The organism is Actinokineospora guangxiensis, assembly GCF_042657845.1.
Taxonomy (GTDB): domain Bacteria; phylum Actinomycetota; class Actinomycetes; order Mycobacteriales; family Pseudonocardiaceae; genus Actinokineospora; species Actinokineospora guangxiensis.
Map to the genome: position 1 here is coordinate 687,398 of NZ_JBHSKF010000003.1, position 13,879 is coordinate 701,276.

General features: G+C 73.0%; 9 protein-coding genes. 8 read left to right on the forward strand and 1 reads right to left on the reverse strand.

The genetic code is table 11. From position 1 onward, the window contains the following. The first annotated feature begins 9 nt into the window (after nucleotides 1-9). Both ACFPM7_RS09930 and ACFPM7_RS09935 read left to right on the forward strand, forming a co-directional pair. Nucleotides 10-1,053 (forward strand): potassium channel family protein, encoded by a 1,044-nt coding sequence (locus ACFPM7_RS09930; protein WP_378246357.1) that lies wholly within the window; start codon nucleotides 10-12, stop codon nucleotides 1,051-1,053. Nucleotides 1,054-1,088: 35 nt separating this feature from the next. After that, nucleotides 1,089-1,508 (forward strand): hypothetical protein, encoded by a 420-nt coding sequence (locus ACFPM7_RS09935; protein ID WP_378246210.1) that lies wholly within the window; start codon nucleotides 1,089-1,091, stop codon nucleotides 1,506-1,508. On the opposite strand, the gene ACFPM7_RS09940 is transcribed toward ACFPM7_RS09935, so the two are convergent. Beyond that, nucleotides 1,501-2,781, reverse strand: coding sequence for a neutral zinc metallopeptidase (locus tag ACFPM7_RS09940; protein ID WP_378246212.1), 1,281 nt, complete (start codon nucleotides 2,779-2,781; stop codon nucleotides 1,501-1,503). The two genes, ACFPM7_RS09935 and ACFPM7_RS09940, sit on opposite strands and share 8 nt — an antisense overlap. A gap of 67 nt (nucleotides 2,782-2,848) precedes the next feature. Between ACFPM7_RS09940 and ACFPM7_RS09945 the strand changes: the two genes are divergently transcribed. From ACFPM7_RS09945 to ACFPM7_RS09970, 6 genes are all read left to right on the forward strand, one after another. Next, on the forward strand, nucleotides 2,849-4,567 hold the full coding sequence (locus tag ACFPM7_RS09945; RefSeq protein ID WP_378246214.1) for a DUF2207 family protein: 1,719 nt from the start codon (nucleotides 2,849-2,851) through the stop codon (nucleotides 4,565-4,567). A 94-nt stretch (nucleotides 4,568-4,661) separates the two neighbouring features. Further along, on the forward strand, nucleotides 4,662-6,080 hold the full coding sequence (locus ACFPM7_RS09950; RefSeq protein ID WP_378246216.1) for an LPXTG cell wall anchor domain-containing protein: 1,419 nt from the start codon (nucleotides 4,662-4,664) through the stop codon (nucleotides 6,078-6,080). A gap of 106 nt (nucleotides 6,081-6,186) precedes the next feature. Further along, on the forward strand, nucleotides 6,187-7,470 hold the full coding sequence (locus ACFPM7_RS09955) for a M16 family metallopeptidase (RefSeq protein ID WP_378246218.1): 1,284 nt from the start codon (nucleotides 6,187-6,189) through the stop codon (nucleotides 7,468-7,470). Between the two features lie 201 nt (nucleotides 7,471-7,671). Continuing rightward, nucleotides 7,672-9,027, forward strand: a complete 1,356-nt coding sequence (locus tag ACFPM7_RS09960; RefSeq protein WP_378246220.1) for a M16 family metallopeptidase — start codon at nucleotides 7,672-7,674, stop codon at nucleotides 9,025-9,027. After that, nucleotides 9,024-9,992, forward strand: coding sequence for an NAD(+) diphosphatase (nudC, locus tag ACFPM7_RS09965; RefSeq protein ID WP_378246222.1), 969 nt, complete (start codon nucleotides 9,024-9,026; stop codon nucleotides 9,990-9,992). Before ACFPM7_RS09960 ends, nudC begins: the two co-directional genes overlap by 4 nt. 395 nt (nucleotides 9,993-10,387) lie before the next feature. Further along, nucleotides 10,388-13,744 carry a fibronectin type III domain-containing protein gene (locus ACFPM7_RS09970; RefSeq protein WP_378246224.1) on the forward strand — a complete coding sequence of 1,119 codons (3,357 nt, stop codon included), beginning with the start codon at nucleotides 10,388-10,390 and terminating at the stop codon, nucleotides 13,742-13,744. Nucleotides 13,745-13,879 lie beyond the last annotated feature (135 nt).

Below are 13,879 nucleotides of genomic sequence, written 5' to 3' on the forward strand. Positions count from 1 at the left end.
AGGGCGGCGATGCAGGACCTGACCGACCGGTCGGAGCACGACCTCGTCGGTGTCATCCGCATGCCGGAGTCCAAGATCGGTCCGGTCACGGCGATCATGCGCCGGGTCATCGGCGCGATACTGGCGCTGTTCGCGACCGTGCTCATCGTGTACCTGGATCGCGACGGCTACCGCGACGTCAACGGGGACGGTGTCAGCTTCCTCGACGCGATGTACTACGCCACCGTGTCGCTGTCGACCACCGGATACGGCGACATCGCCCCCGCCAGCGACTCGGCGCGGCTGGTCAACATCCTGGTCATCACGCCGCTGCGGGTGCTGTTCCTGATCGTGCTGGTCGGCACCACCCTGGAGGTGCTCACCGAGCGCTCCCGGCAGGCTTTCAAGATCCAACGGTGGAGGAAGACGGTGCGGGATCACGTCGTGGTCGTCGGATACGGCACGAAGGGCCGGTCCGCGGTGTCGGCGGTGCTGTCGGACGGGGTCGACCCGAGCCGCATCGTCGTGGTCGACACCGACCAGTCCATGCTCGACGCGGCCTCGCTGCTGGGCCTGGTCACCGTGCACGGCTCCGGCACGCGCTCGGACGTGCTGCGGGTGGCGGGCGTGCCGAGGGCGCGCTCGGTCGTGGTGGCCTCCAGCCGCGACGACTCCGCCGTGCTGATCACCCTCACCGCCCGCGAGCTGGCGCCCAAGGCGCAGATCGTGGCCGCGGTGCGCGAGACCGAGAACGTGCACCTGCTGCGCCAGTCCGGGGCCAACCAGGTCGTGGTCTCCAGCGAGACCGCGGGCCGCCTGCTCGGCATGGCCACGCACACCCCGACCGTGGTCGACATGGTCGAGGACCTCATCACCCCGGAGCAGGGCCTGGCCATCTCCGAGCGCGAGGTCGAGGAGAGCGAGGTCGGCGGCTCGCCCCGGCACCTGACCGACATCGTCCTGGGCATCGTGCGCGAGGGCACCCTCTACCGGGTCGACTCCGCCGAGGCCGACGCCATCGAGCGCGGCGACCGCCTCCTCTACATCCGCAAGGTCACTCCCGCCGACGACTAACGCGGGTCTCTTGCGCGGGGTGCGAGTATCCGGGGGTGCGCGTGCCACAGGTGCTGGGCTCGCCCGCCGGGCTGGCGGGCGTGGTCGCGGTGCTCAGCGTGCTCGTCGCCGTCCTGCTCGCCCTGCTCGGCGCGTACGGCACCTGGTCGGTGGCCGCCGACGGCTGGCAGGCACTCGGCAAGGTGGTCACCGCCGTCTCCTGCGCCGACGCGGGCCGCGCCGAGGAGGTCGAGTTCGAGCGCGACGGCGTCCCCGAGCGCGCGGAGCTCGACGCCTGCGGGCACCGCGAGGGCGAGGAGGTCGTCCTCACCATCACCGACGACGGCGTGCACCTCGGCGACGCCCGCCACGGCGCGGCCACCGACGCCCGGATGCTGGGCGGTGTCCTCGCGGTCTTCGCCGGGATGGCGGGCGCGGGCTTCGCCGCGCTGTACCGAAGACCCGCCGCTAGCTGACGTGCTTGCTCTCGGCGAGCCAGGTGTTGCAGTAGTTGCCGCGGTTGTTGCGGTAGCCGTGCTCCTGCCAGGCGCCGTTGTTCTGGGGTGAGCCGTGGTCGCGGGGCTTGCTGGAGTCCCAGTCGCCGCGGTCGTAGCCGTCGTAGAGGAACTGGTCGACCAGGGCGTCGCTGATCCCGCCGCCGTTCCAGGCACCGGCGTACCACATACCGCCCAGGCAGGAGGCCTGCAGCTCGGCCCGCCGGGACAGCTCCAGGCCCTTCGCCGTCTGGTCGCCCGCCTCGTACTTCGCCTCGTGGTAGGTGGGCAGCACACCGGACATCCACTGGATGTGGTGGCCGAACTCGTGGCCGAACAGCGCCAGGTAGCGGCCCGGCTGGTTGCCGATGGTGTCCGTGCTCAGACCCTCGAACGGCATGTAGATCGTGTTGTTCTGCCCGCAGTAGAACGCCGACCACGTGCCCGCGGCGACCCCGCCGCACGGGCTCTCCCAGTTGCTGCCCGAGGGGAACTCCAGCCCGGGGGTCACGTACGGCAATCCGGCGCGCTCCATCGCGGGCGCCCACGCCGCCTCCATGCACGGCAGCACGGCGGTGAAGAACGCCTTCGCGCTCGCCGCGTCGCTGCGCCAGGCGGGGATGGCGCACTTCGCCGCGTTCGTGCCGTTGTCGCTGCGGTGCAACGGGTTGTCACCGAGGGTGTAGACCGGCTGCGGGCCCGCGGGGGTGGTCGTCGTGGTGGTGTAGTCGGTGGTGGTTGTCGTCTCGGTGGTGGTTGTCGTCTCGGTGGTGGTTGTCGTCGTGCTTGTCGTGTACTCGGTCGTCGGCGAGGAGTAGTCCGTGGACGTGGTGTACCCCGGGGAGTAGGTCGGCTTGGAGTAGCCCACGTCGTCGTAGCCGGACTCGTTCACGATGCCGATGGCCCCGACCAGGCCCGCGGCGAGGATCAGCACGCCGACCAGCGACACGGCCACGATCACGCCCGTGTTGGACTTCGGCGGCGGCATCGGGCGGTAGTGCGGCCACGGCTGGTGGCCGTACTGGGGACGACCGTACGGGGGCTGCCCGTAGTGCGGCATGCCCTGCTGCTGCGGCTGCCCGTAGGTCTGCTGTGGATACGGCGCGGTCTGCTGTGGAGGGTGCTGCACACCCGGCGGCAGCGGCCGTGCGTACGGGGGCGGCGCGACCGGGCGGGGCGGCGGCACGGGCGGGTGGCCCGGGTACCGCGGCGGCCCCTGGTTCCAGGGCGGCGGCCCGTACGGCGGCTGCGTCATGACTGGTTCCCCCCAGATGTCCGAGATCGCGGGTGAGCATAAGGGGGCTCGGCTATCGTTCGCAGGCGTGTTGACCAAATGGGGGATCGCCGCCGGCCTGGTCGCGGCCGGGATCACAGTCACGAGCGGACAGCCGACGTTCTCACCGCCGCCGGACGCGCCGTCCTTCGAGTTCCCGCTGCCCACCCCCGGTCCGCCCGCGGGCGAGGACGACCCGCCGATCATCGAGCCGGTGCCCCCGTCGACCGGCCAGCCGCGGCCGACCCGCCCGCCCGGCGTGCCGGTCGTGCTCCCGCGCAGCGTCAACATCCAGCTGAAGCTGGAGCGCGACGGCAGCCTCAGCGTCACCGAGCAGGTCATCGTCGGGGCCAAGGAGACGATGAACCGCACCGCGCCGCTGCGCATCGGCGAGCGCGTCTTCACCGTGCGCGAGGCCAAGGTCGAGGGCAACGGCACCGCCGAGGTCAGCGGCGAGAACCTGGTCATCCGGCTCAACGAGGGCGCGTCGACCGTCACGTACAAGGTGGACGGCGCGGTCGCCGACGTCGGCGACCACCAGCAGTTCCGCTGGCAGGCGGCCAGCGGCTGGGACACCAAGCTGATCTTCGTCAGGACCTCGCTGCTGACCCCCAAGCCCGGCCGCGACTTCGTCTGCCTGGCCGGGATGGCGGGCACCGAGGACCGCTGCGACGCCGCGGTCACCGACGCGGGCGGCATCCTGCGCGTGGTGCACTCCAACCTCGACGCCGACGCCCGCGTCGACATCTCCGCGGTTCTGCCCGCGGGCATGGTCCCGGTCACGGCGACGTTCGTCGGCGGCGCGGCGGGTGTCGGCCCGTTCGCGCTCACCCCGCTCAGCGGTGCGGGCCTGGGCCTGGTGCTGCTGCTGCTCATCGGCGGGTTCGCCGTCGTGCTGACCGCCCGCGCCCGCGACACCCGTGCGCTGGCCGCCGAGGGAGTGCCGGTGGACGTGCTGGTCGGGGCGGGTGAGCGGGTCGCCTTCGCCTCCCCCGACGGCGTGCTGCCCGGTCAGGCGGGCACCGTCATCGACGAGCGCGTCGACCCGCGCGACCTGACGGCGACCGTGGTCGACCTCGCCGTGCGGAACTACCTGTGGATCACCGAGGCGGGCCAGGACTGGCAGCTCGTGCGCCGCAACGCCGCCGACGACGCCCTCACCGGCTACGAGCGCGCCGTCTACACCGCGCTGCTGCCGGAGGGGACCGACGCGGCCACCGTCTCCGGACTGCGCGAGAACCCCCCGGCGCTGGACGGCGCGCGCTCGGCGGTCTACGCCGACGCCGTCTCCCGCAGCTGGCTCTCCCGCAAGCCCACCGGTCTCGGCAAGGTCGGGATCGCCGGCGTCGGGCTGGCCGCCGTCGGCGCCGCGCTCACCGCCGCGCTGGCGCTGAGCGGCGGTCCGGCGCTGCTCGGTGTGGCCGTGCTGATCGGCGGCGTTGGCCTGGTGCTCGGCGGGCGGCTGCTGCCCGCGCGGACCAGGCGCGGCGCGGTGCTGCTCCAGCAGGTCCGCGGCCTGCACGGCTACCTGCGCGCCGCCCGGCCCGACAAGGTGCCCGCCGCCGACCGCGAGCTGGTCTTCTCCCGGTCGCTGCCCTACGCGGTCGCCTTGGACGAGACCGCGCAGTGGCTGGAGCGCAACGCGCCGACCTTCACCGGCGGCCTGTACTGGTACGGGACGCAGGATCAGCGCTTCGACCAGCGCAAGTTCGCCGACCGGTTCACGGCTCTTGTCCACGAGCTCGACGGGGTGTTCGGCAAGCGCTGACCAGCTCCGACGGGTCGGTGTCGAGTCGTTATCACCTCGTGGGTTACCGTGCGCCAGATTTCGTTAGCGCAGGTACCCGAACCGGGGAGGCTCGTTGCCCACCACCGTGACCAGAGCGGTCCTCGCCGTCGCGGCAGGCCTCACCCTGGCCGCCGCGACCGCGCCGATCGTCCTCGCGCAGGAAGACACCCCCCAGCCCGAGGTGCTGGTCCGCGTCATCACCGAGTGCGAGGGGAACAAGGCGAACGTCTCGGTCTTCCTCGACGGACCGGACGAGCAGTTCACGGTGAACCTGACCGGTTCCGGCAAGAAGGCCCAGGTCACCAAGACCCACCCCGAGCAGGAGACGCCGTTCACCGTCTTCAAGAAGGTGAACGCGGGCGACTACACCATCGACCTCGAGGGCTACGACGGCCCGGCGGACAAGACGCCGGTCAGCGTCCAGTCCTGCACCGCGCCCGAGCCCGCCGAGCCCACGCTCGACGTGCAGGTCAAGTGCGCGGGCGGCTGGGGCGTGGTCACCTTCCAGGTCACCAACCCCGAGACCGGCGACAGCCAGCAGTACGTGCTCAACGTCGACGGCTCGCCCGGCACGGTGTACGAGCCCGAGGACCTCGGCGGCGGGCTGTACCTGCGCATCACCGAGAACCTGTTCGAGGACGGCAGCTACACCGCCGTGCTCACCGGCGACTCGCTGGACGCGCCGATCAAGAAGACCTTCGAGGTCAAGTGCGGTCCCAAGAACAAGCCGGAGATCTTCGCCTACGCGCGCTGCGACGACAAGGACGACATCACCAGCCCGGCGTCGGTGCGCGTGTCGATCACCAACCCGAACCGCGGTGACGTCGAGTACGTGGTGACCGCGGGCGACAAGTCCGAGACCGTCACCGTGCCGTCGCAGTGGGACGAGACGGTGGACCTCGGCCCGTTCCCCGGCGGGGACTACCCGATCACCGTCGTGGGCTCCGACGGCACCGAGACCGCCACCCACGTCGTGGTCGACACCTGCGAGGACGTCAAGCCCGACACCGACGGCCTGCAGGTCGTCGTCCGCTGCGTCGACGGCGAGTCCGCGGTGACCTTCCGCTACTACGCGGTCGGCCCGTACCCGGCCGAGCGCTCCTTCTCCGTGGAGGGCAAGCCGGAGTTCGACGACACGGTGACCTTCCCGAAGGACGGGCCGTACCAGTGGACCCGCTACGACAACGCCTTCGCCGACGGCACCTACGTCGCCACGCTGACCGGTGACGGGCTCAAGACCCGCGAGGAGTTCACCGTCGAGTGCGACGAGGACCAGCCGCCGACGACGACCACCACGGCGCCGCCGACCTCCGGCACCACCACCCCGCCGACCACCGCGCCCACGAGCACCCCGCCCGTGCCCGGCCCCGGTGACGACGACGACCTGCCGGTGACCGGCGCGGCCGTCACCGGGATGGCGCTGCTGGGCCTGGCCGCGCTGGGCCTGGGCGGCGGGCTGCTGATCGTCGCGCGCCGCCGCAAGCGCGCCTGACACCTCCCGACCTCAGGGGACGCCCTCGCGGGGGCGTCCCCTGAGTTGTCCACAGGCCCGGAACTCGAACTGACGGCCGTCGGGCCCGCTCCCGTAGGCTCGCGGCGTGACCGTTTCCGAGAAGCTGCACAGGTACACACTGGCCAACGGCCTGCGCGTGGTGCTCGCGCCGGACCCGACCGCGCCGGTGGTCGGCGTGAGCGTGCACTACGACGTCGGCTTCCGCTCGGAGCCCGAGGGCCGCACCGGCTTCGCCCACCTCTTCGAGCACCTGATGTTCCAGGGCAGCGAGAGCCTGGAGAAGCTGGCGCACTTCCGGCACGTGCAGTCATCGGGCGGCACCTTCAACGGGTCGACGCACCCGGACTACACCGACTACTTCGAGGTCCTGCCCTCGGCCGCCCTGGAGCGCGCGCTCTTCCTTGAGGCGGACAGGATGCGCGCCCCCAAGCTCACCGAGGAGAACCTCCGCAACCAGATCGACGTGGTGAAGGAGGAGATCCGGCTCAACGTGCTGAACCGGCCCTACGGCGGCTTCCCCTGGATTCTGCTGCCCCCGGTGCTGTTCACCACCTTCCCCAACGCGCACAACGGCTACGGCGGCTTCGAGGACCTCGAGGACGCCACGGTCGCCGACTGCGCGTCGTTCTTCGACACCTACTACGCCCCGGCCAACGCGGTGCTCACCGTCGCGGGCGACTTCACCGTCGACAACGCCAAGGCCCTGGTGGAGAAGCACTTCGGCGACGTGCCCGCCCGGCCCAAGCCGCAGCGCCCCTCCTTCGCCGAGCCGCCGCCGTCGGCCGAACTGCGCGCCGACCACCCCGACCCGCTGGCCCCGCTGCCCGCGCTCGCCGTCGGCTACCGCGTCCCTGACCCGGTGACCGAGGTCGACGGCTACCTCGCCCACTTGGTGCTGGCAGGCCTGCTCGCCGACGGCGACGGCTCGCGCCTGCAGCAGCGCCTGGTCTACGGCGACCGCATCGTCACCGACATCAACGCCGGGTGCGGCCTGTTCGGCCCGTTCGAGGCCCGCGACCCCGACGTGTTCACCGTGACGGCCATCCACTCCCCGGATGTCGAGGTCGACCGCGTCCTGGCCGCCGTGGACGAGGAGCTGGACCGCGTCGCGGCCACCCCGCCGGAGCCCGACGAACTGGCCAAGGTCACCGCCCGCTGGAAGGCCAGCCTGCACAAGGAGCACGACCGCCTGGTCAGTCGCACCCTGGCCATGGGCGCCTTCGAACTGATGCACGGCGACCCAGCGATGATCGACGCCCTACCCGAACGCCTCGCCGCCGTCTCCGCCGACGCCGTCTCCGCCGCCGCCAAGTCCCTACGCCCAGACTCACGCGCCGTCCTCACCATCACCCCGGCGGGCAAGCAGTGACCGGCGCACCCCCCACCCGCCGGCCCCGCCCCGCAGGCGCAGACCGATGAACCGAGCCACCGAGCGAATCGGCCCCACCGGGCTGGGCCCGAGGCCGCTGCCGTCGCCCGGTAGGCGCCGCCCCGCCCGGTCCGCCCCCGTGACCAACCCGCCGTCCACCCCCGTGACCATCCGCAGGCCCCGCCCCGCAGGAGGAGACCAGTGAGCCGCACCGCCGAGCAGATCGGCCGCACCGAGCTGGGCCCGAGGCCGCTGCCGCCGCTCGGCGAGCAGCGCCCGGCCACCCGGCCCGCCGCCGTCGACACCGTGCTCGCCAACGGGCTGCGCGTGCTCGCCGTGCGCCACCCCACGGTGCCGATGGTCGAGGTCCGGCTGCGCGTGCCGTTCGCGGGCGCCGACCCGCTGCACGCCGCACGCGCGGAGGTGCTGGCCTCCGCGCTGCTCACCGGCACCGAGCGCCGCGACAGGGTCGCCGTCGACACCGAGTTGGCGTTGGTCGGCGGCGAGCTGTCGGCCGGCGTCGACCCCGAGCTGCTGTCGCTGTCGGGCAACGCGCTCGCCGATGGCTTCGACACCCTGCTCGACGTGCTCGGCGACGTGCTGACCGGCGCGGTCTACCGCGACGACGAGGTGCTCGGCGAGCGCGAGCGGCTGGTCGAGCGGATCACCGTGGCCGAGTCGCAGCCGTCGGTCATCGCCCGCAAGGCGCTGCAGCGCCACCGCTACGGCGATCACCCGTTCACCCGCGAGATGCCCGAGGCCGCCGACGTCGCGGGCGTCGACGCGGGCGAGGTCCGCTCGCTGCACGCCGCCTCGGTGGTGCCGCGCGGCGCGGTGCTGGTCGTCGTGGGCGACCTCGACCCAGAGGACGTGGTGTCGCGAGTGGAGCGCGCGCTCGGCGGCTGGTCCTCGGAGCGCTCGGCGGTGGTGCTGCCGCAGCTGCCCGAGCTGACCCCGGGCCCGTTGCGCCTGGTCGGTCGGGCGGGCGCGGTGCAGTCGCAGTTCCGGCTCTCGGCGCAGGCCATCCCGCGCACCGACCCCGGCTACGCCGCGCTGCAGCTGGCGAACCTGGCCTTCGGCGGCTTCTTCTCCTCGCGCCTGGTGGAGAACATCCGCGAGGACAAGGGCTACACCTACCACGCACGGTCCTATTCGGAGTTCACCCCGAGCGGGGCGACCCTGCTCGTGGAGACCGACACCGCGGGCGCGGTGACGGCGGGCGCACTGCTGGAGATCCGCTACGAGCTGGCCAGGCTGGGCATCAAGCCGCCGTCGGAGTCCGAAGTGGAGACGGTCCGCCAGTACGCGGTCGGCCTGCTGCTGACCTCGACGGCCTCGCAGGGCGGGCTGGCCTCGCAGCTGTCCGGGCTGGTTCCCTTCGGGCTGGGCCTGGACTGGCTGCTGGAGCACCCGGAGCGCATCAGGGCCGTCACCGCCGAGCAGATCGCCGACGCGGGCCGCCGCTTCTTCGCCCCGACCCGGTTCACCGGCGTCGTGGTCGGCGATCCGGACGGCTTCGACGCGCTGGAGCTGCTCGGCGACGTGACCCGAGGGTGAGCCCGTTCGCCCTGGCGGGCACGCCCGCGCTCGCCCGCACCACGGCCGTGCGCGACGACGAGGTCCGCAAGGACCCCGCCGTGCTGGCCGAGCTGTGGGCCAAGGGACAGGTCCTGCCGGTCGACCGGCAGGGCCGCGCCCCGGTGCGGACCACCCCCGACGCCGCGCTGCTGCTGCGGCCGGCGGCGGGGGAGCTGCCCGAGGACGCGGTGCTGCTCGGCACCCTCGACGGCGTCGGCCACTGGGCGGTGCCCGCCGACGAGGCGCTGATCGGGGAGGCGGTGCCACTGCCCGACTCGTGGGGCCGCTGGCCCGGCGCGCGCACGCCCGACGGCACGGAGTGGCACGACCTGCGCGCCGTCGGCGGCCTGCTGGACGACACCGCGGCCGGGCTGTTCACCACCGCGGTCGCGCTGCGCGCGTGGCACGCCAAGGCCCGGTTCTGCGCCCGCTGCGGCGCCGCCGTGCTGCGCTCGGCGGGCGGCTGGGCGACGACGTGCAGCGGCTGCGGCCGCGAGGAGTACCCCAGGACGGACCCGGCCGTCATCTGCCTGGTGCACGACGGCGCGGGCGTCAACGGTGAGCGGGTGCTGCTCGCGCGCCAGCCGGTGTGGCCTGCTGAGCGCTACTCGGTCCTGGCCGGGTTCGTGGAGGCCGGTGAGTCGCTGGAGGCGTGCGTCGAGCGCGAGGTCGCCGAGGAGGTGGGCGTCACGGTGCGCGGTGTGCGCTACCTGGGCAGCCAGCCCTGGCCGTTCCCGCGCTCGCTGATGATCGGCTTCGCCGCCGTCGCCGATCCCGCGCAGCCGCTGCGCCTGGCCGACGGCGAGATCGAGGAGGCCCGCTGGGTGCCCAGGGCGCAGGTGCGCGCCGCGCTGGCCGCGGGCGGCGAGCTGCCCGGCCTGCGCCTGCCGGGCGAGACCTCCATCGCCCGGCAGATGCTCGACGGCTGGGCCGCCGCCGACTAGACCGCCGCACACCCCGGAATCCGGTGACATCGCCGGATTCCGGGGTTTTGTGCTCCGCAGGTGACAGTTCCGCTGTCGAACATGCTTGGCCGCCGATAAAAGCATACGCTCACCACGTTGTGTCGTTGCGCTCAACGGACTAGGCGGTAGCCTTTTCGGAATAGCCGCGACGCGGGGTGTTTACCGGCTCTGACGTGTGTATCCACCGTGCAGTGACGGGTGTCCGGAATTGGCCTGGAGTGACAATTCGCGGCCGTGCGGACCCGTGTGCATTCGGAATGCTTGTGCTTATCTGTAACCCTGGTTAATTTGGCGATCCGTAGCGTGTCGTGAACACGCGCCGACCCCGAACCCCCTTTATTTCTGGCGTGCGCTCGGCGTCAGGGAGGATGACCGTGGAACACAGAAGACATCCCCAGAGACTGACGACCGGGATCGCCGCCGCGGGCGCCGCCGTACTGGTGGCCGCGGGCCTGGTGATCGGCTCGGGCACCGGCTCGGCCGCGCAGGGCGAGCTCGTGCAGACCTACTCGTGCCCGTTGCCGCTGATCGGCGACCAGACCGTCACCGTCGACATCCGCACCGAGCAGCCGGACACGATCGCCGCCGGGACCTTCACCCCGCCGCTGGCGATCACCGCGGTCTCGAACGCGGGCGCCACCGCCACCCAGGGCCTGCGCCTCGTCGGCGCCGAGACCATCCAGGGCGTGGCGCGGGCGACCTCCACGGTGCGCGGCCCCGGCGGCCAAGGCGACATGACCGTCCAGGTCACCACCCAGGTGCCCAACCAGCCGATCCCCGCGATCGGCGGCGACCTCATCCTCAACGCCGCGGGCAGCGCGCCCGGCCTGCGCTTCGACCAGCCCGGCACCGCCTCCCTCACGGTGACCGACCTGGTCCTGGAGATGACCCCGCTGCGCGCCGACGGCACCCCCACCGACCTCGGCACCTTCACCGCGGACTGCACCCCGGCCGAGGGGCAGGACACCACCCTGCAGACCTATGAGGTGACCGGCGCGGCCGTCGCCCCCGAGGAGCCCGGCGGCGTCGGCGACACCCCGCCGCTGCGCCAGGTCTACTCGTGTCCGTTCCCCCTGATCGGCAACCAGAACGTCACCGTCGACATCGACGCCGACCTGCCGGGCGAGATCGCCGCGGGCGCCTTCACCCCCGCCATCGACATCACCGCCGTCTCCAACGCGGGCGCCACGGCCACCCAGGGCCTGCGGCTGGTCGGCGCGGAGACCGTCGAGGGCAGCGCGACCGCCACGTCGCTGGTGAAAGCCCCGCAGGGCCACCTCGCCGTCGCGGTGAACACGGTGGTGCCGAGGCAGGCCATCCCGCCGGTGGGCGGCGACCTCGTGGTCGACGCCGCGGGGTCGGCCCCCGCGCTGCGCTTCGACGAGCCGGGCACAGCGACCCTGTCGGTGCACGACCTGGTGCTGACCATGACCCCGAAGCGGGCCGACGGCACCGACACCGGCCTGGGCACCTTCACCGCGGACTGCACCCCGGCCGCGGGCCAGAGCACGGTGCTGCACACCTTCACCATCACCGGCGCCCCGGACACCGAGGCCCCCACCGCCCCAGGCGCCCCGACCGCCGGTGACATCACCCAGAACAGCATCGCGCTGTCCTGGCCCGCCTCGACCGACAACGTCGGCGTGACCGGCTACGACGTGCTCTCCGGCGGCGAGGTGGTCACGAGCGTCGAGGGCACCTCGGCCGTGGTCGACGGACTGAGCGCGGGCACCGAGTACTCCTTCACCGTGGTGGCCAGGGACGCCGCGGGCAACACCTCGGCGGCGAGCGCGCCCGTCACCGCCCGCACCGCCGCCGTCCCGGACACCCAGGCGCCGACCGCGCCCGGCGCGCCGACCGCGGCCAACACCACGCAGACCAGCGTGCAGCTGTCCTGGGCGGCTTCCAGCGACAACGTCGGCGTGACCGGCTACGACGTGCTCTCCGGCGGCGACGTCGTCGCGAGCGGCGCGGGCACATCGGCCACTGTGGACGGGCTGAGCGCCGACACCGAGTACACCTTCGCCGTCGTGGCGAAGGACGCGGCGGGCAACACGTCCCCGGCGAGCCCGGAGGTCACCGTCCGCACGCTGGCGTCGCCGGACACCGAGGCGCCCTCGGCGCCCGTCAACCTCCGCTCGACCGGCGCCGCGCAGGACAGCGTCGGCCTGGCGTGGGACGCGGCGTCGGACAACGTCGGCGTCACCGGCTACGTCGTGTCCTACGGCTCGGAGACCGTCGAGGTCGCGGGCACCTCGACCACCGTCACCGGTCTGAGCGCCGACACCGAGTACTCCTTCACCGTGGTGGCCAGGGACGCCGCGGGCAACACCTCGGCGGCGAGCGCGCCCGTCACCGCCCGCACCGCCGCCGCGCCCGACACCCAGGCGCCGAGCGCGCCGTCGAGCCTGGAGGTCACCGGCGCGACCCAGTCCAGCATCACGCTGTCGTGGCTGCCCTCGACCGACGACGTGGGCGTCACCGCCTACGAGGTCCGCTCCGGCGGCTCCGCCGTGGCGAGCACGTCGGCCACCACGGCCACTGTGGACGGTCTGAGCCCGGACACCGCCTACCGCTACACGGTCGTGGCGAAGGACGCGGCGGGCAACACCTCCCCGGCCAGCGCCGAGGTCACCGGCCGCACCGCCGCCGCCCCCGACACCCAGGCCCCGTCCGCGCCGGGCGGCCTGCGCGCCACGGACACCACCGAGACCAGCGTCGCCCTCGCCTGGAACGCCGCGTCGGACAACGTCGGCGTGACCGAGTACGAGGTGTTCCGGGGCAGCACGTCGCTGGGCACGGTGCCCGGCACGACCAGGCTGGTCACCGGCCTGAGCGCCGACACCGCCTACACCTTCACCGTCGTCGCCCGCGACGCCGCGGGCAACACCTCGGCCCCCAGCGCCGCGCTGTCGGTCCGCACCGACCAGGCCCCCGACACCGCCAAGCCGACCGCCCCCGGCGCCCCGCGTTCCACCGGCGCCTCCCCGACCGGCATCACCCTGGCCTGGGATGCCGCGAGCGACAACGTCGGGGTGACCGGCTACGAGGTCCGCGACGGCGCGACGGTCGTCGCGACCGCGACCGGAACCTCGGCCACGGTGGCGAACCTGACCCCCGACACCGAGTACACCTTCACCGTGGTGGCCAAGGACGCCGCGGGCAACACCTCGGACGCCTCCGCGCCGGTCACCGCCCGCACCCAGAAGCGCGACTCGACCATCATCGAGTACGGCTACGACCTCAAGGGCAAGTCCACGATCAAGGCCGCCAACGGCACGGTCTCCCTGGCGGGCGGCATCGACGCCGACCTCGACCTGGCCACCGGCGGCTTCACCGCCGACCTGGCGCTCAACCCGACCAGCGGGAGATTCAGGGTCTTCGGCTTCATCCCGGCCTCGGCGAAGATCCAGTTCGTCGCCGTCGAGCGCACCACGGGCTCGCTGGCCGGCGGGGTGCTGACGTCCACGTCGACGGTGACGATCAAGCTCCCGCAGGTCAGCATTCTGGGCTTCCCCATCGCCCAGAGCCCCCAGTGCCAGACCAAGGACCCCGCCACCATCCCCCTGCGGTCCAAGCCCAACTTCGACCCGCTGGCGGGCGGCACCCTGACCGGCACCTACACGATTCCCGCTCTGCGCGGATGCGGTGTCCTGACCAGCCTCATCAGCGCCCTGACCACCGGTCCGGGCAACACCATCGAGGCAAGCCTGACCCCACGCCCGCGGTAGCCGACCCCGCTCGACCCGGTGGCCCCGCCGCGCCCGCGGCGGGGCCACCGCGTTATCGCCGACCTCGCGCTGACCGCCGCCTTCACCCGCGGGGAAGCCTCCACACGCGACAGCCCGCGCGTCCGCACCTTGGGC

Excerpts from the sequence above, each read along its gene's own strand:
- ACFPM7_RS09930 (WP_378246357.1), top strand. The coding sequence starts at position 10 with ATGCAGGACCTGACCGACCGGTCGGAGCACGACCTCGTCGGTGTCATC.
- ACFPM7_RS09940 (WP_378246212.1), bottom strand. The coding sequence starts at position 2,781 with ATGACGCAGCCGCCGTACGGGCCGCCGCCCTGGAACCAGGGGCCGCCG.